The 18,464-nt window shown below is 49.4% G+C and carries 17 protein-coding genes and 1 other annotated feature; of the genes, 14 read left to right on the top strand and 3 right to left on the bottom strand.

The window, feature by feature from the left end; all coding sequences use genetic code 11:
* Positions 1 to 7 precede the first annotated feature (7 nt).
* Together E8L90_RS15180 and ytvI are read right to left on the bottom strand one after the other, a co-directional pair.
* On the bottom strand, positions 8 to 1,252 hold the full coding sequence (locus E8L90_RS15180; protein ID WP_137030115.1) for a pyridoxal-phosphate-dependent aminotransferase family protein: 1,245 nt from the start codon (positions 1,250 to 1,252) through the stop codon (positions 8 to 10).
* 96 nt (positions 1,253 to 1,348) lie between these two features.
* Positions 1,349 to 2,380: a sporulation integral membrane protein YtvI gene (gene ytvI, locus E8L90_RS15175; RefSeq protein ID WP_137030114.1), complete on the bottom strand. Its 1,032-nt coding sequence runs from the start codon at positions 2,378 to 2,380 to the stop codon at positions 1,349 to 1,351.
* Positions 2,381 to 2,643: 263 nt separating this feature from the next.
* Between ytvI and E8L90_RS15170 the strand changes: the two genes are divergently transcribed.
* The 14 genes from E8L90_RS15170 to E8L90_RS15105 all read left to right on the top strand — a co-directional run bounded on the left by E8L90_RS15170 (position 2,644) and on the right by E8L90_RS15105 (position 17,686).
* A complete protein-coding gene (locus tag E8L90_RS15170) occupies positions 2,644 to 3,918 on the top strand; it encodes a cation:dicarboxylate symporter family transporter (RefSeq protein WP_137030113.1) in 1,275 nt (424 codons plus the stop codon).
* Between the two features lie 457 nt (positions 3,919 to 4,375).
* Entirely contained in the window at positions 4,376 to 5,284 is a 909-nt protein-coding gene (locus E8L90_RS15165; RefSeq protein ID WP_137030112.1) for an NUDIX hydrolase, read from the top strand.
* A 25-nt stretch (positions 5,285 to 5,309) separates the two neighbouring features.
* On the top strand, positions 5,310 to 6,170 hold the full coding sequence (locus E8L90_RS15160) for a TIGR02452 family protein (RefSeq protein ID WP_137030111.1): 861 nt from the start codon (positions 5,310 to 5,312) through the stop codon (positions 6,168 to 6,170).
* A complete protein-coding gene (pnuC, locus tag E8L90_RS15155) occupies positions 6,167 to 6,880 on the top strand; it encodes a nicotinamide riboside transporter PnuC (RefSeq protein WP_137030110.1) in 714 nt (237 codons plus the stop codon). Before E8L90_RS15160 ends, pnuC begins: the two co-directional genes overlap by 4 nt.
* Entirely contained in the window at positions 6,868 to 7,926 is a 1,059-nt protein-coding gene (nadR, locus tag E8L90_RS15150; RefSeq protein ID WP_137030109.1) for a multifunctional transcriptional regulator/nicotinamide-nucleotide adenylyltransferase/ribosylnicotinamide kinase NadR, read from the top strand. The genes pnuC and nadR overlap by 13 nt, the downstream gene beginning before the upstream one ends.
* A gap of 42 nt (positions 7,927 to 7,968) precedes the next feature.
* Positions 7,969 to 8,556: a DUF1802 family protein gene (locus tag E8L90_RS15145; RefSeq protein WP_137030108.1), complete on the top strand. Its 588-nt coding sequence runs from the start codon at positions 7,969 to 7,971 to the stop codon at positions 8,554 to 8,556.
* A 33-nt stretch (positions 8,557 to 8,589) separates the two neighbouring features.
* Complete coding sequence (locus tag E8L90_RS15140) at positions 8,590 to 9,570, top strand: quinone oxidoreductase family protein (protein ID WP_137030107.1); 981 nt, start codon at positions 8,590 to 8,592, stop codon at positions 9,568 to 9,570.
* Positions 9,571 to 9,638: 68 nt separating this feature from the next.
* A complete protein-coding gene (locus E8L90_RS15135; RefSeq protein ID WP_137033461.1) occupies positions 9,639 to 10,118 on the top strand; it encodes a GNAT family N-acetyltransferase in 480 nt (159 codons plus the stop codon).
* Positions 10,119 to 10,353: 235 nt separating this feature from the next.
* Positions 10,354 to 10,791, top strand: a complete 438-nt coding sequence (locus E8L90_RS15130) for an RrF2 family transcriptional regulator (protein WP_137030106.1) — start codon at positions 10,354 to 10,356, stop codon at positions 10,789 to 10,791.
* Between the two features lie 62 nt (positions 10,792 to 10,853).
* A complete protein-coding gene (locus E8L90_RS15125; protein WP_137030105.1) occupies positions 10,854 to 11,243 on the top strand; it encodes an IDEAL domain-containing protein in 390 nt (129 codons plus the stop codon).
* 29 nt (positions 11,244 to 11,272) lie between these two features.
* Positions 11,273 to 11,836, top strand: coding sequence for a thioredoxin family protein (locus E8L90_RS15120; RefSeq protein WP_137030104.1), 564 nt, complete (start codon positions 11,273 to 11,275; stop codon positions 11,834 to 11,836).
* Between the two features lie 32 nt (positions 11,837 to 11,868).
* Positions 11,869 to 13,074 carry an MFS transporter gene (locus E8L90_RS15115; protein ID WP_137030103.1) on the top strand — a complete coding sequence of 402 codons (1,206 nt, stop codon included), beginning with the start codon at positions 11,869 to 11,871 and terminating at the stop codon, positions 13,072 to 13,074.
* 55 nt (positions 13,075 to 13,129) lie between these two features.
* Positions 13,130 to 13,389, top strand: a binding site (T-box leader).
* Between the two features lie 69 nt (positions 13,390 to 13,458).
* The gene (ileS, locus tag E8L90_RS15110; RefSeq protein WP_137030102.1) at positions 13,459 to 16,539 is read left to right on the top strand and encodes an isoleucine--tRNA ligase; all 3,081 of its coding nucleotides are present in this window, start codon (positions 13,459 to 13,461) and stop codon (positions 16,537 to 16,539) included.
* Between the two features lie 172 nt (positions 16,540 to 16,711).
* A complete protein-coding gene (locus E8L90_RS15105; RefSeq protein ID WP_137030101.1) occupies positions 16,712 to 17,686 on the top strand; it encodes a Gfo/Idh/MocA family protein in 975 nt (324 codons plus the stop codon).
* Positions 17,687 to 17,765: 79 nt separating this feature from the next.
* Here E8L90_RS15105 and E8L90_RS15100 read toward each other — a convergent pair whose 3' ends face one another.
* Positions 17,766 to 18,356 (bottom strand): TetR/AcrR family transcriptional regulator, encoded by a 591-nt coding sequence (locus E8L90_RS15100; RefSeq protein WP_137030100.1) that lies wholly within the window; start codon positions 18,354 to 18,356, stop codon positions 17,766 to 17,768.
* Positions 18,357 to 18,464 lie beyond the last annotated feature (108 nt).

Raw genomic sequence — 18,464 nt, 5'->3', positions numbered from 1 at the left:
AAAGGGGCTAGCTATTTTGTGCTTGTTCCTGATCGTAGATATCCAACGCGGCTTGAACGGCGCGCCCTGCGTGTACACGGGCTCCATGCCGGATGAGAACCGCTTCCAACGCACCTAGCACATGCAAAATATTTTTCTTCCGGCAACTGTAGCCCATTGTGCCAATCCGCCAGATTGTCCCTTTTAACGGCCCGAAGGAACTGGCAATTTCAATATGAAAATCTTCGAGCAGCATAGCACGGACTGACTCTCCGTCGAGCCCGTCAGGAATTTTGATACAGGTCACGACGGGAAGCTTGCAAGCCGGATCGCCATAGAGCTGCAATCCCATCGCCAACACACCAGCGACCAAGGCTTGTTCATGCAAGCGATGTCTGGCGAATCTCGCCTCCAGACCTTCTGTGAGGGCAATGCGCACTCCCTCGCGCAATGCGTACAGCATCGTTGTCGCCTCCGTATGGTGGTTCAGCCGTGCAGGTCCCCAGTAATCCATGAGTTGGCTCAAGTCAAAATAGTTGCTGCGGATCGTTCGGGTTTGAGCAGATTTCGGAGCAGAGGGATCAGCCAGTCCACGCTCGATCTTTTTCCGTTGGAGCAAGAGTGCTTCTACACGAGCATTAAACGTGATAGGAGCCATCCCAGAGGGGACAGACAAGCATTTTTGAGTACCACCTATACATGCGTCGATATACCAATCGTCTACCTTCACTTCTGTCCCGCCGATCGAAGCGACAGCATCGACGACAAATAGGACATCCATTCGGCGGCAAGCTGCTCCGATTTCTTTCAAAGGCTGAACACAGCCAGTGGATGTTTCGCCGTGAACCATTGCTACGATTTTGGGCTGAACTCGCTCGATTTCGGCAATGACGTCCTGCGGTTCAAAGACACTTCCCCAGCGCGTTTCCATCGTCATCACATCTGCGCCATACCTTTCCGCAATCTCCGTGAGCAAGTGCCCGAATCGTCCATAAATGGGTACAAGCACCCGATCTCCTGGTTCGATTATGCTACACAAAACGGCCTCGATGCCCGCCCGGGAAGTTCCGTCTATCGGGAATGCCCAATGATTGGATGTCTGAAACAATTTCCGAAGCATCTCCATTGTTTCGTTCATGATATTCGTGAATTCTGGATCGAATTGTCCCAAAATGGGTGAACCCATCACGCGAAGAACACTAGGCTCTGCCTCGACGGGCCCTGGCGTCATGATTGTCCGTTGTGAGGTGGTCAGTTCTTTGTATGCACACATATGCTCTCCCCCATATATCTTTCTATATCAACGGCCGCTTTTCCGATTCCATTACCGGAAAAAACGGCCGTAGCACTACCTACTCTTTTGTGCCCATCAAAAATCGATTTTGAAATTCAAGAATCCAGCTTTTCTCAGCGCCTCATAGATAATGACGAGCGCTGGACCAAGTATCAACCCGAAAAATCCCAGCACCTGAAATCCGAGGAACATGCTGACAAGAGCGGCCAGTGCGCTTATTCCCAGATTAGATGCGAGTATCTTTGGTTCAATAATGCGGCGGACGACCGTAATCACGAGGAAGATGACGATCAGGCCGATTGCCAAAGAAGAGTTGCCCATCAAGAAGGTGTAAATAGCCCATGGGACGAGGAACGAGCCTGTGCCTAAGATGGGGAGAATATCGACGAAAACGATCATGAGAGAAATGACGGCTGCATACTTGACCTGCAAAATGAGCAATCCCAATAAGGACAGCGCGAACGTCATCAGGCTCAAGATGATTTGGGCACGTAAAAAACCAAGGGTGGCACGGTTCAATTGAGAGATAACCACCTCGATCTTTTCACGAGCAGATACGGTGAACATTCTCATGAACCCAGCACGCAGCTTCGGTAAATCGAGACTGATCAAAAACAAGGCAACTAAGTAAATAATCGTGGAGATCAAAAAGCCTGGAACGATGGCTGCTACGCCGAGAATACCTTTGGCAACCGTGGAGGCTGAAGTAAGCGCCCAGCTTTTCAGCCCAGCGAAGACACTCTGGATTTCTGAGACGGTTTCGGCAGGTAACGACGCATAGTAAGTTTCCCAGCTCATCAAATAGGACTCGACTAACTCAAAAATATGCTGCGAAAAAGCCGGTAATCGCTGAGCCAAAACCATTCCCTGAATGACAATCTGTGTGCCGATCCAGTACAGTACGATCCCAAAAGAAATGAGGAAGAGGAAGAAGGATGCGATTACCGCACTCATCCGATTCATGCGTAGTCTTTTGATAAGAAACAAGACGAGCGGCTCAACCAGAATTGCTGTTAGCAGTGCTAGCAAAAAGGGGACGGAGTAAGGCAAAAGAAACAACCCGACTGCTAGAACTAGTAGCAGGATGATCATTTTCCGAATCGTCATGACTGCGCTCCATTCTGAATGAAAGATCGCTGAAAGTTGATTCCTTTATTTTATCATTTTTCCAGAAATGAATACAATGAACCCAATCATATCGCGAAATTGATAGAGGATATCAGAAAAAACAAAGAAATGAAAAAAATACAAAAAAGGGGAAAACACAAAAAGTCATGATATGATGCTCACCTATATACCACTCAAGTTTGATGCGTATAAGCATATCGTCTTGAGAGTCACATCTTATTCTTTCATAGCGAGGTGTCAGGATGAAGCGGTTTGGATTAGCGATGCAGATTGTCGTCGGTCTCATTCTGGGTATCCTGGTGGGTGCTATTTTCTACGGCAACCCGGCAGTGGCGACCTATTTACAGCCTATCGGTGATATTTTTCTCCGATTGATTAAAATGATTGTCGTTCCGATCGTTGTTGCCACGCTTATTGTGGGCGTAGCAGGCGTAGGTGACATGAAGAAGCTCGGTAAAATCGGTGGTAAGACAATTCTGTATTTTGAAATCGTTACCACGATTGCCATTATCATTGGTCTTTTGGCGGCCAATATCTTTCAACCGGGTGTCGGCGTGGATCGAACAGTCCTTACCAAGACTGATATCCACAAGTATGTAGACACGGCAGAAGCAACACAGAGCCACGGTATGGTGGAAACATTCGTTAAGATTGTACCAACGAATATCTTTGATTCGCTTGCTCGTGGTGATATGTTAGCGATTATTTTCTTCTCGGTTCTGTTTGGACTTGGTGTCGCAGCAGCAGGGGAGAAGGGAAGGCCGGTTCTCAACTTTTTCAATGGAGTCGCGGACGCCATGTTCTGGGTTGTGAACACCATCATGCGTTTCGCTCCGTTCGGTGTTTTTGCACTGATTGGTGTTACCGTTTCCAAATTCGGTTTGTCTTCCTTGATTCCATTGGGGAAACTGGTTATTTTGGTTCACGTTGCCATGGTGTTCTTCATCTTGGTGGTATTGGGCATCATCGCACGTATCAGCGGAATCAAAATCACTTCCCTTCTGCGTGTATTGAAGGACGAGCTGTTGTTGGCTTACTCCACTTCCAGCTCCGAGACTGTACTGCCTAAAATTATGGAAAAAATGGAGAAGATGGGCTGTCCGAAGGCGATCGCGTCCTTTGTTATTCCGACAGGCTACTCCTTCAACCTGGATGGTTCCACATTGTATCAGGCACTGGCTGCTCTGTTCATTGCGCAAATGTATGGGATTCACATGCCAATCAGCACACAGATCACGCTGATGCTCGTACTGATGGTTACGTCTAAAGGGATCGCTGGTGTACCGGGAGTATCGTTCGTAGTACTGTTGGCTACGCTCGGCTCTGTAGGTCTCCCAGTAGAAGGTCTTGCTTTCATCGCCGGTGTAGACCGTTTGATGGATATGGCTCGTACAGTTGTTAACGTAGTAGGTAATGCGTTGGCAGCAATTGTGATCTCTCGTTGGGAAGGTCAGTTCGACCAAAAGAAAGCAGACGATTATGTTCAGGCAGTAAAAGCCGATCCGAGTGCTGCTTAATCTAAGCTATTAATAGTTTTAAGAAGCCTCCTGTCAGTGAATTTAGCTGGCAGGGGGCTTTTTGTTTTGTTTTAAAAAGTGGCTAGGGTGGTGGGAAGAAGCGCATTTCCAGTCTACGCTTCGGCCTCCGCCCCGCAAGGGGTGAAGACTGTCCGCTTCGTAATAAATGGCGGGAGCGCTTCAAACGTGGAAGTTTCGAAGAGGTATTCCATAAGTGAAGCTGAAAACCCCCGCCATTTATTACTACGCTAGGGCGGGCTCCAGAGGCGCTTGGACTGGAAATGCGCTTCTTCTACGCGGCTGTTTTCAACAACAAATAAAACCCCTTACTTGAAAGTGGGGATTTTTTGTTGACACCAATAAAAGGAAAGAGTAATATGATACCAACAACTTGATAATAACATTTTGTTAATAACAAAAAGACAACAACAATTCAGCAGCAAAAAGAGGCGATTGGATGAAAGATAAACCTTCTGTCAATAAACAAGGTCAAACGGAACAGGAGTACTTGGAAGCTTATGATGTCAGCCAATTCGAGCGACCGTCTGTGACAGTCGATATGCTGGTATTCACCGTGATGGATGAGCTGGAGGAGAATTACCGCAAGCTCTCGCCCAAGTCGTTGAAAATATTGCTCGTGAAGCGTGGTGAGCATCCGTATATTGGCCAATGGGCGTTGCCGGGTGGGTTTGTTACACCTGGGGAGAGTCTGGAGGAGGCAGCCAGACGCGAGCTGCGTACGGAAACAAACGTAGACGACATTTACTTGGAGCAGCTCTACACCTGGGGCGATGCGGGCAGGGATCCACGGACATGGGTGATTAGCACGTCGTACATGGCCTTGGTTGACAGCTCGTCTTTACAGTTGCAGGCAGGGGATGATGCAGAGGAAGCGGAGTGGTACCGCATCGAGGACAGGTGGCTAAAAGAAACGAAGACGGGGACTAGTGACGGCTCCATTACTGAAAAATGGCTGGAGCTGCGTCTTGTACATGAGAGAGAGGAACTGTCTGCCACGATTAAAATTACCAAAACAGTAACGGGCCGCACCATACGTGAGACCCGCGAAATCGTAGAGACGAACAACCTTGCATTTGATCACGCCAAAATCATTCAATACGCATTGGAGCGATTGCGTAACAAGATTGAATACACGGATATCGCCTTTGCCCTAATGCCGGAGCTGTTCACGCTAAGCGATCTGCAACAAGTGTACGAAGTGATTTTGGGACGTGAGCTGTTGGCTGCGGCCTTTCGCAGGAAGGTAGCCGACAAAGTTTTGGAAACGAATCAATATCGTAAACATGCCGGGCACCGACCATCCAAGTATTTCCGCTTTAACCCGGAATGGATGGATCAGACGTAGGGACCGTACCAGGGAGGAAATCACAATGAATCAGGGACACAATCGAAGCGTGCGCGTACGAATCGCGCAAGAGACGCTGCAAATCATAGAGCAGGGCTATTACGTGAACAAAGCGGGAGAAAAGAAGAGCATTACGGAGGAGCTCACTACTGCCATCAGCCAGTCGGTTCTGTATCGACCAAATGATTTGGCCGCAGACGCAGTCCAATTGCCATCGAAGCAAACAACAGCTGCACAACTGCGTGCCAAGATCGAGGTCACCTCGGAATCCAGCCTGGATGCAGCCAAGCGCCTCGTCGTTTCAGAAAAACGAGCAGATGCCGTATGCTTGAATTTTGCTTCCGCCAAAAATCCGGGCGGAGGATTCCTAGGGGGAAGTCAGGCGCAGGAAGAGAGCTTGGCGCGTTCCTCTGGTCTGTATCCTTGCATCGTGCAAATGCAGGAAATGTACACCTACCATCGCCAGTTGAAAACCTGCTTTTATTCCGACTACATGATTTATTCACCGCGGGTCCCCGTGCTCCGCGACCAAAGCGATCAGCTTTTGCCTGATCCATACCTCTTGTCTTTCGTTACGGCGCCTGCTGTGAATGCGGGGGTTGTTCGTGAGCGAGAGCCTGAAAATGTCGCAAAGATTGGCCCTGTCATGAAGGAGCGCATCCGAAAAATTTTGCGGGCAGCAGCCATCCACAACCACCGGACGATCATTTTGGGGGCGTACGGCTGCGGAGTATTCCGCAACAAAGCGGAGGACGTAGCAGAGTACTTTGCGACTGTTTTGATCGAGGAACAGTATGCACAGCTTTTTGACCACATCGTGTTTGCCGTCTACGACAATTCTGCGCGCCAGGAAAACCTGCGAGCGTTCAAGGAGAGATTCGCATGAATGCGAAAAGCACCGGCTTTTTAGCAGACTGGAATTGGTTTGAAAAAATTTGGCTCATCTCGTTTACACTCGTTACCCTCTACTTGTATTTCGCGCTGGATGATACATTCATCGGCTTGATCGCCTCCTTGACAGGGATGGTGAGTGTCGTGCTCGTCGCCAAAGGAAAGACGTGGAGCTACTACCCGGGTATCATCAATGTGGTTTTGTACGCGTTCGTTGCCTATGGGCAAAAGTACTATGGCGAAGTCATGCTGAATCTTCTCTATTTTTTGCCGATGCAATTCATAGGACTCTACTTGTGGCGTAAAAACCGCGTGTCGGAAGTCAAACAGAATGACGTCAAGATTACGATTTTGTCCAATCGTGCACGCATCTGGTGGACTCTCTTGAGTATCATTGCAACGATTGCCTATGGGTTTATATTGAAACAAATGGGCGGGGCTTTGCCTTTTGTCGATTCCTTGACGGCTGTTCTCTCCGTCATCGCGATGCTTTTCATGGTGAAGCGCTTGGTCGAGCAGTGGGTGGTCTGGATCATCATTGATTTGTTCACGATCTACATGTGGCTGGTAGCGTTTTTGAAGGACGGAAGCGATATCTCGATGCTGGTCATGTGGTCCGCTTATTTGGTGAATGCCATCTACGGCTTGATGAACTGGGTAAGACAGTATCGCAAGCAAAGGGAGGGGCAGACATGGGGGGCGTAGGCTTCATTGGCGGCAAATTTTTGCCACTTCATCAAGGACATGTATACGCAATAACACAGGCGGCCTGCCGCTGCGACGAGCTGTACGTCGTTCTCTCGCACAGCCCTACACGCGACCAAAAGCTGTGTGAGGAGGCAGGAATCAAGCCCATTCCCTATGAAGTACGGTTGAGATGGCTGTCCACGCTGGTTAAGGACATGGAAAATGTCCGTGTGCTTGTAGTCGAGGATCTTGCGGATAGCGACGAGAGCTACGATTGGGAGGCGGGAGCAGCGGACATCAAGCGCAAGATCGGGAAAAAAATTGATCTGGTTTTTAGCTCAGAGTCCGCCTATGATCCGATTTTTCGCCGTTTATACCCGGAGGCAGCGCACATCATTCTCGATGAGTCACGCAGCCAAGTGCCGATCTCTGCTACCCAGATTCGCAACGAGGGGGTCTTCGCTCATTGGCAGCACATCCCGGCTATTGTTCAGCCCTATTTCGTCAAAAAGGTAGTCGTAGTAGGAACAGAGAGCTGCGGAAAATCGACCTTGACCCGCTATCTTGCGAAAATCTACAACACCGTGTTTGTCGAGGAGTATGGGCGCACAATCTGCGAAGAAGTCGGGGGCTGCGATACGATTTTGACACCGGAGTATTTCCCGCACATCGCGTATGGTCACAAAATGGAAGAATACAAAGCGCTCCAGCAAGCCAACAAGCTCTTGTTTATCGATACCGAAGCGATTGTCACCCAGTTTTACTCTGAACTGTACACCGGGCAAACCTTCCCTGTTCTTGACCAGATTGCCAAAGAGCAAGTGTATGATTTGTGGCTATTGATGGAGCCAGATGTCGCATGGGTAGATGATGGACTGCGTGTGCACGGAGAAGAGCAAGTGCGCCTGCACAATCACGAAAAGCTGCGTCAGATGCTGGACGAGCGGGGAATTACGTACGTGACATTGCGAGGGAATTATGCCGATAGACTGCAAGGAGCTATGCAGCATGTCGATCAACTGTTGAAGACGACTTCTCAACGAGCTGGAATTGGGCTAGACTAAAGTCATCAAACGATTCTGACAGTAGAAGGGAGCCGTTGCTGCATGCAGTCGATCGTACAGCCGCTATCCCCCCTTAGCTTGAAGGAATGGGCAGTCGCCGTCAAAGCGCTTGGAGAAGGTGAGCAGATCATCACGATCCGCAAGGGTGGGTTATACGAAGAAACACGAGAATTCCGCTTGGAAAACAATCAATTCTATTTGTATCCGACCTATGAGCACCAGAAGCGCGACATGGTAAAGACAGACTACCAACACCTGTTAGATGCGACCCTCGAAGGCTGGACAATGGACAAGAAGACGGTGACGATCAAATATTTTGCCGAAGTAACCGACGATGTAGAGCTGATGGACGAAGCCAAGCTGCGTGCGCTATCACCTTTCCACATCTGGACGGATGATTTTGCAGATGTGCGTCTACATTGGAAGAAAAAACAGCCACTGCACATTTTGTTCGTGCGGATGTATCGATTAGAGCAGCCGGTAGAAATCCCGATTGACGCTGCTTATCAAGGCTGCAAATCTTGGCATGATCTATTGGTGGACATGCCGCGAGCAGCGTTTACGCCAGTGCTTATTGACGAGGAGTACGCAGCGAAAAAAGCTGAGATCATGACCGTTCTTCAAAACTGACAATCATTCCACTATGGTCTGGAGGAGTTTTTCATGAAAGCGATCCTGGTAACAGAATTAGGTGGGCCGGAAACGATGAAATATGCCGAAGTCGAGATGCCATCCATGTCACCTACACAGGTGCTGATCCGCGTCGAGATGACCAGTGTCAATTATGCCGATATCAAATCCAGATACGGAAAAAAGGGCGCAGCCAAGCTGCCGTTTATCCCGGGACTCGATGCGACTGGCGTGATCGAACAGGTAGGGGAAGAGGTGCAAAGCCTGAAGGTGGGGCAGCGAGTCATCGCCTTTCCGGCTAACGGATCATACGCCGAGTATATCGTGGCGGATGAGAGCTTGACCTTCGTATTGCCCGATCAAATCAGCACGGAAACAGCAGCCGCTTGCCCAGTCGTGTCATTTACTTCGTACCAGTTGTTGGCGAAGGTTGCTCGCATTGCCAAAGGGGAAACCGTACTGATTCACGCTGCGGCAGGCGGAATCGGGACGACGGCGATTCAGTTAGCCAAGCTGCTCGGAGCAGGTCGTGTCATCGGCACAGTCGGTAATGGGGCAAAGGCGGAAATTGCCTTATCAGCCGGTGCCGACCATGTGATTTGCAATGATCGCGAAGATTTTGTGGAAAGGGTACGCGCGCTGACGGATGGTGCGGGAGCTGATGTCATTTTGGACTCGATTTCTGGAACGGTGAGCGAGCGTAGTCTCGAGTGCCTCGCTTGGTACGGCCGACTCGTCCATTTTGGCAATGCCAGCGGCGAAATCGGTCAGATCAAGACAATCGATTTGCACGCAAGCTGCCGCTCTGTTTTAGGCTTTAGCTTTGGTACGACACGCAAGCTGCGTCCACACTTGTTGCAAGATACAGCCAAGCAAGTTTTAGACTATTTGGCGAATGGACAGCTGGACATCAAGATCGGCAAGCATTTTGCATTGGAAGAAGCAGCGAACGCCCATGCGTGGGTAGAGAGCAGGGCGAGTACGGGAAAAGTACTGCTGGATGTACGCTCGTAAACATATGGTGCCCCTTGCTGACTCACAAGCAGGGGCTTTCGCTTTATCATTTTGGAGAGGTGAAGGCTTTGCGGATGATTTCAACAAGCGAACTGGACAAAAACGTCATCACTGAATTTTTCATCAAACACTGGGGAAGTCCGCAAATGGTCATCTCCAGTGGCGTCTTCCAATGCGATGCGCTGGATGGCTACGCAGTGAAGGGGGAAGATGGTACAATCAACGGATTTATTTCCTATGTACTCGAAGATCAGGAATGTGAAATCATTTCCTTGGACAGTGTGATCGAAAACAAAGGAATCGGGACCGCACTCCTCAATCAAGTAGAGCAGACCGCCAAAGAAAAAGGCTGCCACCGCATGAAGCTCGTCACCACCAACGATAACCTGCACGCCATGGGCTTTTACCAAAAAAGAGGCTATCAGCTTCACGAACTGTACATCAATGCTGTAGACAAAGCCCGCCAAATCAAACCAGAAATCCCTCTCATCGCTGACAACGGCATCCCCATCCGCGATGAAATCCTTTTTATAAAAAAACTTATTTAAAAAAGCCCCGCAGAAGCAACTGTTGTCCGAAAAGCGCAGGTACATGTTTGGAAGGAGACCGCCCGAACGCAGTGAGGAAAAAGGCGACTGGAAAACATGTGCCTGCGCTTCCCCTCGACCACCGAAGATTAAAAACCTCTCGTTTTTTAAAAAAGTTTGCCCCCACACAATTGTTGACATTCGTAACTGTAAGAATTATTATTACAGTACTCTTCGCAAGGAGGCCGTCTGTGACGTGAATAGTGAATTTACCATAGCGGTTCACAGCTTGGCTTTGTTGGCTCATATCCCGGAGCATATGGCAAGCAGTGAGCTCATTGCAAAAAATGTATGTACGAATCCTGCCAGAATTCGCAAAATCATGAGCCTTCTACGTAAGAACGGGTTTGTGAAGACCAAAGAGGGAATTGGCGGCGGTTATATACTCGCGTGCGATCCGAATGAGGTCACCTTGGCCGAGATTTATTGCTCGATCTCGAACGGTACGCTTAAGCCGCACTGGTGTTCGGGAGATCCGCATGAAGCGTGTCAGGTTTCTGCGAATATGCACGGAGTCATGGATCAGATTTTTACCGAAGCAGAGATGTACTTTACGAAATATTTGGAGCAAATTACGATCCAGACCGTATTAGATAAAGTCCGTCAAGGATGTCAGGAGAGTTCGCAACAGTAAAGTTACAAATTTTTAACGTGGAAACTGTAATAATTTCCGTTACAATTGGGAGGTGCACGAGAATGAATCGAGATGAGTTATTGGAAGTCGGAGATTGGATATTGGGCAAAACCAAATTCGGCGAGTTAGTTCAAGGCTTCGTCGAAACAGATGATTCATTGCGAGGTACCGCGAAAGTATATGTGGTTCAATGCGACAACGAAGAGACGATCGGCAAGCTGGTGGTGATTCCGAGACAGTGGATGGAACGTATTCCAGTAGGCTCTTTTGATGATGAAGAGCATATGCCTGATTTGATCGACCTCGCCCTCGCAACCAAAGATAGAGAGTGGTTTATGGACCTGACTGCCAAGGCAAGCACGATGAAACAGACGTCAGGGAAAGAAGCCCGCCAAACAAGAAGCTCTTCCATTCGCAATCGATTGGGAACTTCTGCTATTTGGGAGCAATAATTTTTCACTATACAGGAGGAGTACGGAGTATGTCTAACGTGAATCATAACAGTTGGTTTGAAAAAGGAATGAGCTTTGCCGCGTACAAAGAAAGCATGAACGTCAACAAAGAGGAGCTGTCCCGCGTATACGAGCAGCTCACATTTACTGACGAGGATCTGGCTGTCTGGAAGGATCTCTCCCAGCGCAATTGGAAAGGGATCGTGCTGACCGCAGACTGGTGTGGGGATGCTTCCTTGTGCGTTCCTGTCATTCAGCGAATTGCCGAGGAAAGCAACATCGAATTGCGCTTTCTGATCCGTGACGAAAATCTGGAGTTGATGGATCAATACCTGACCAATGGCACAGCACGTGCGATCCCGATCTTTATTTTCCTCGACCAGGATGGCTACGAGGCAAGAGTTTGGGGACCTCGTTCTCCGGAAGTGCAGGAAATGATTACAACTGCCCGCGCTGGATTGCCGGCTGCTGACGCTCCTGATTTTGAGGAAAAGCAAAAGGAGCTGTACCGCAACTTCAAGCAAAAGATTTCAACAGACCCTGCTATTTGGCGCACGGTGATTGAGAGTGTGAAAGCGAAGCTGCAAGGCTAAAGAGAAAAATCTACTAGGATAGGACTGGATAAATGAAAATGAATGCACAAGAGAATAGTGAGCGACCGATTCTCTTCCTGATGATTAACATGTTTATTGCGATGCTGGGAATTGGCTTGATTATTCCGATTTTGCCCGAATTTCTCAAAGAGTTCGGCGCGGGTGGGGAGACAGCCGGATACTTGGTGGCAGCCTTTGGAGTGACCCAATTTCTTTTTTCTCCGATTGCGGGGGAATGGTCCGATAAGTACGGTAGAAAAATCATGATTGTAGCGGGACTCGTCCTGTTTACGATCTCCAACTTGGTTTTTGCCTTGGCTGAACAGACATGGGTGCTCTACCTTTCTCGTCTGATCGGCGGGATCGGAGCAGCAGCGATGATTCCGTCCATGCTGGCTTATGTAGCGGACATCACGACAGAGGATAAACGTGGAAAAGGACTGGGGATGCTCGGAGCTGCTATGTCGCTCGGATTTGTTATCGGGCCTGGTATTGGCGGATTTTTGGCGGAGCTTGGCTTGCGTATGCCGTTCTACATTTCCGCGGCAGTTGGTGCGGTAGCCACACTCGGTTCCATCTTCTTCTTGTCAGAATCACTTCCGAAGGAAAAGCAGCTCGCGGCACGAAACGCCAAAGACAAACAGGAAAACATCTTCGTACAACTCGGCAAGTCGTTTCAATCGTCGTACTTCATCATGCTGGTGCTGGTCTTTACGATGACGTTTGGCTTGGCGAACTTCGAAGTTATCTTCCCGCTGTTCGTCGATGCGAAGTTCGCATATACTCCACGTGATATTTCCATCATTATCACAGTGGGAGCACTTGCTGGTACGATTGTGCAGGCAGCGCTGATCGGCAAGCTCATTACACGTTTTGGCGAGAAGAAACTCATTAACGTGACGTTTTTCTTGTCCGCGGTATCGATGGTGATGATGCTTTTGTCCGGAAACTTCTGGTATATGCTGATTATGACGGTTATCTTCTTCACCCTGACGTCGATTATGCGTCCAGCGATCAACACGCTGATCTCCAAACGAGCGGGGGATGAACAGGGCTTCGTGGCTGGGATGAACAATGCCTATATGAGTCTGGGAAATATTTTTGGCCCAGCAGTGGCCGGTACGCTGTACGGGGTTCATTTGAACGCACCGTATTTGTTCGGCGCGATTATCTTGATTCTCAGTTTGTTCTTGTCGCAGGTGGAAAGCCGCCGCAGCGTGAAGCGCGTTGTGGCCTAACCCTTGACAGTTTTTAGAAAACCGTGTAAAAAGGAAAGTAACAAAAATAACACCAACAAATTCATTGACGAGAAAGAGTAAGCTAATCCCCTTGTTCCCCAGAGAGTTGGCCCTGGTGCTGAAAGCCAACGTTCAAGACTTAGCCGAAAATCCTCTCCGAGAAGGAAAGCTGAAGCATTTTGGAGTAAGCTGACCCGGAATCCCACCGTTACAAGGGACGCGTATGATGGTACGTAGTAGAGGTGCCGAAATGACATGCTTGCATGGAGATTTCGGAACAAGGGTGGTATCGCGAGATCAAATCTCGTCCCTTAGGGGGCGGGATTTTTTTGCGTTCTATGAACCTACACTTCTACGCAAACTATAGAAGAAGGAGTGTACATGATGAGGAAAGTAGACGTAAAAGAAAAAGCAAGGACACGAGAGTTACGCGTTTTGGATCAGTGGAGGAAAGACGATACATTCCGCAAGTCGATGGACAATCGGCTGGGAAAGCCTAATTTCGTCTTTTATGAAGGGCCTCCGACCGCCAACGGACAGCCGCATATCGGTCATGTGCTCGGACGGGTCATCAAGGATTTTATCGGACGCTACAAAACGATGTCTGGCTACCGTGTCGTCCGCAAAGCAGGCTGGGATACGCATGGTCTCCCGGTAGAACTCGGGGTGGAAAAGCGACTCGGTATTTCCGGCAAGCAGGAGATCGAAAACTACGGAGTGGCCAAGTTCGTCGAGGAGTGCAAAAACAGCGTCTTCGAGTATGAAAAACAATGGCGCGAGCTGACGGAAGGAATCGCTTACTGGACAGATATGGAGCATCCATACGTCACCTTGACCAACGACTACATCGAAAGCGTCTGGCACATCCTTTCTGACATTCATAAAAAAGAACTGCTGTACAAAGGACATCGTGTCAGTCCGTATTGCCCGGATTGCCAGACGACGCTTAGCTCCCATGAAGTGGCGCAAGGCTATGAAGACGTGAAGGACTTGAGTGCGACGGTCAAATTTAAAAGCAAGACAAGCGACGATATCTTTCTTGCGTGGACGACGACACCATGGACACTTCCCGCCAACGCGGCTTTGGCTGTCAATAAAGAGCTCGATTACGTGCGGGTCAAGCACAAGGATGAAGTGTACGTCGTTGCAAAAAATCTCGTGGAGAAAGTCTTCAAGGAAGGCTGCGAGGTTTTGTCCACGCACAAAGGGGCAGAATTCGTTGGTACCCCGTATGAGCCGCCTTTTGGCTATCTCAAGGTAAACCATGGGCATATCGTTGTCGATGCGGACTATGTCAGTGATACGAGCGGAACGGGCATCGTGCATACTGCGCCAGCGCATGGGGAGGATGACTATCGCACGACCCGTCAGCATGGACTTGATTTCGTGAACGTCGTGAATTTGGCTGGCCGCTATACTGATCAAATCTCGGATTTCGCGGGCCGCTTCGTTAAGGATTGCGACATAGATATCGTAAAAGACCTGTCACATCGCGGTCTGCTGTTTTCCAAGGAGCGTTACGATCATAGCTATCCGTTTTGCTGGCGCTGCAAATCGCCACTGCTCTACTACGCGATGGAGAGCTGGTTCATCAAAACGACAGCGATCAAGGATCAGCTGATCGAAAACAACAGCAAGATCGACTGGTATCCGGGCCACCTGCGTGAAGGGCGCTTCGGGAAATTCCTCGAAGAGCTCGTAGACTGGAATATCAGCCGCAATCGGTATTGGGGGACGCCGCTCAATCTATGGCTTTGTCAGGATTGTGGCAGTGAATATGCGCCAGGCAGTGTAAAAGAGTTGCGTGAGAAATCTGTGGCACCAATCGACGAAAAGCTGGAGCTGCACAAGCCGTTTGTGGATGAGGTGAAGCTGCGTTGCTCTTGCGGCGGAACGATGGAACGGACTCCTGAGGTCATTGATGTGTGGTTCGACAGCGGCTCGATGCCGTTTGCTCAGTACCATCATCCATTTGGCGACGAAAAGGTATTCGAGGAGCAGTACCCTGCCGACATCATTTCGGAAGGAATCGATCAGACGCGGGGCTGGTTCTTCAGCTTGTTGGCAGTTTCTACTCTGTATAACGGAAAAGCGCCTTACAAGGCGGTCATCTCTACGGGTCACGTTTTGGATGAACACGGTCAAAAGATGTCCAAAAGCAAAGGAAACGGGATCGATCCGTGGGAGGTTATCGAGGAGTTCGGTGCAGATGCGTTCAGATGGGCGCTCTTGTCTGACAGTGCGCCGTGGAGCAGCAAGCGGTTCTCCAAGCGGATCGTCGCCGAGGCGAAGTACAAAGTGATCGATACGATCCATAACACGCATGCTTTTTATTCGTTATACGCCTTGATCGATGCATTCAAACCAGAAGAGCATCCGCCGCAACCACCTGTAAATGAATTAGATCGTTGGATACTTTCCCGCTTGAATACCACCTTGCAGCACGTAGTAAAAGGTCTGGAAACCTATGATTTCATGAATCCGGCGGGGCATATAGAAGCGTTTGTCGACGAGCTGAGCAACTGGTACATCCGTCGTTCGCGGGATCGCTTCTGGAGCAGCGGGATGACGCCTGACAAAGTATCGGCTTACCAGACTCTGCGCGAAGTGTTGCTGACGCTGGCGAAGATGATCGCACCATACGCGCCGTTGATCGCGGAAGATATGTATGGCAATCTGGGGGGAGAAGGCAGTGTTCATTTGACTGACTATCCGAAGGTGGACACAGATGCAATCGACGAAACCCTTGAGCGGGACATGGAAACCGCACGAAACATCGTGGAGCTGGCGCGAAATGTCCGCAACGAAACTGGACTCAAGACCAGACAGCCTCTGTCCGAGCTGATCGTATCGATGGAGCAGCCATTTCATCTCGAGCGTTTTGCTGGCATTATCGAAGACGAGATCAATGTCAAAAACATTCGGGTGGAGCAAAGCGACAGCAGCTTCGTAACGTATCATTTCAAGCTCAACTTGAAGGTAGCTGGGAAAAAATACGGCAAGCTCGTTGGACCAATTCAAGGGTATCTAAAAGAATTGAACGCAGCCGATGCACAGAAGGCAGTAGAAGATGGCTATTTGGATGTGGAGGTCGCAGGCGAGAGTGTGCGGGTTACGCTAGATGAGCTGCTCGTGGAAAAACAAGGGAAGCAAGGCTTCGCTTCTGCATCCGGCTATCAGCTTCATGTGGCCTTGAATACGACACTCACAGAAGAGCTTGAGCAAGAGGGCTTGGTTCGTGAAGTCATCCGCGTCATTCAGGATGCACGCAAAAAGCTGGATTTGCCCATCGATAAACGAGTCCAGCTCACACTGGATGTGGACGATGAGCTACGAGCAGCATTGGAGCGTTTTGCTCATGTTTTACGTGAGAGTGTACTTGTTTCGGACGTGTCTTTTGCAAAAGCAATGGATATGGAGACGGTTTCGTTCGGAGAAAAAACATTTGGCTTGCACATTGGATAACGAAGCAGTTGGATAAAGAAACAGCTAGGGAGCATGGTTGGTACACCGGTTCTCTAGCTGTTTTCTTCCGTCATGCAACATCGTCGTGGTCATCCAGAAGGAATGTTCAGATCAATGGAGAAAGGGGTAGAGGCACGAAGACGAACATTCACCAGGAAGAGAGGAAATGTAGATGGACCAAGTGAAATGGAACGTTGGGGTTATTGGCGCAGGAGTCATGGGCGAACGCATGATGAACGCGATCCGTACCCACGAAAAATTTCGAGTAGCCGCAGTGAGTGATGTATCTGCGGAAAGAGCACAGGAAGCCGCGCAAAAGTCCGGCGATGTGCCTTGGTACACAGATTATAAGGAATTATTGAAAAAAGTAGAGCTGGACGTCATCTATTTGGCTGTCCCTCCCAAATTCCATCACGCGATTGCTCTGGATGTCCTGGCGCATAAAAAGCATTTGCTCTGCGAAAAGCCGTTGGCCAATTCGTTGACAGAAGCGCAAGAGATGTTGGAAGCAGCAAATGACGCAGGGGTTGTCCATGCGATGAACTTCCCGCTCTTTTATCAAGGCATTTTTCCTGAGCTCTCCCGCAGACTCGACGAAATCGGAGATGTCCGCCGCATCGATATCCTGACGCATTTTCACCAGTGGCCGCGTCCGTGGCAGCAGACACCTTGGCTGGCTGGACGTGAGCAAGGCGGTTTCATCCGTGAAGTGCTCCCTCATTTCACTCATCTGACTTACGCGCTCTTCGGAGACCTACATGTAGTCCGCTCTGAGCTAGACTATCCAGCAGATCCTGCGTTATGCGAGACGGGTGTATCGGCCTTCCTGCGTCTGCCAGATGGAACTCCGGTTACGATCAATGGCTTAGCCGGTATCGCGCATGAGGAGCATTTGGATTATCGCGTGTACGGGTCAAAAGGGACGTTGAGTGTCGTGAACTGGAGCAATCTGTTTGTGGGTGGACACGGCGAAGCGCTTGTTCCGGCTGAAGTTCCACAGCAAGACCGTCTCTCCCTGCTGTTGGATGAGCTGTCCATTGCGATGAATGGTGGAGATGCCCGACTGGTTACGTTTGAGACAGGCGTGAAAGTACAGCAAGTGCTGGAAGCATTGCTTGGACATGAAAAAGTACACTACATCAAATAGAAAGTAGCAGGAAAATTCCACGAAAAAAGAGCAGGTAGGCAGGTGTATCACATCCTGCGCGACTGCTCTTTTCTTTTTGCTAGAGTCTGTATGTCTGTAAAAGCTGCTCAATATGCTTGATGGCAAAATGGACATGCTTGTTATCGCGGGTGAGTCTGCTTGCCATTATGGCCCCTTCAATGGAAGAGAAGATAACCGAAGCGACTGCTTCTGCGTCCACGTCGGAACGAAATTCTCCCTGGGCGATTCCTTCTTCCAGCAATCCCTGCATGAACGAAATGGTCTCTTGGTAAGCGGCGACGGCATAATCGCGAAGAACAGGGAACGAATGGTCACTTTCGACGGCAGTGTTGAGAAGCGGGCAGCCGCCTTGGAGCGGGGGATTGTTTACTGCATCAGAATATACCTTTGCCATGGCTACGAGTTTTGCAGTGGCTGTGTCCTGTTTTTCTAGCGCAGCCGCAAAATGTTCATTCAATATTTCACCAGCATATTTGAAGGCCTCGATTGCAATTTCATCTTTACTGGCAAAACCTCTGTAGAGGGCGCCTTTGGTAAGTCCCGTGGCATCCATGATGTCTTGCATGGAGGTTCCTGTATAACCGTTTTGATTAAACAGCTCTGCTGACTTCTGGATAATATGCAGCTTTGTTTTTTCGCCTTTTCGCATTGCGATAGTCCTTTCATTCGGCCAACACGGTCTATATTCGTCCAAGTTATTGTAACATTTCTCTCGTGTACGAAAGAAGGCATTCAAGTAAAATCAAAAAGAGACCGA

It is taken from the genome of Brevibacillus antibioticus, assembly GCF_005217615.1.
Classification (GTDB): domain Bacteria; phylum Bacillota; class Bacilli; order Brevibacillales; family Brevibacillaceae; genus Brevibacillus; species Brevibacillus antibioticus.
This window is presented reverse-complemented; position numbering and strand designations above follow the sequence as displayed.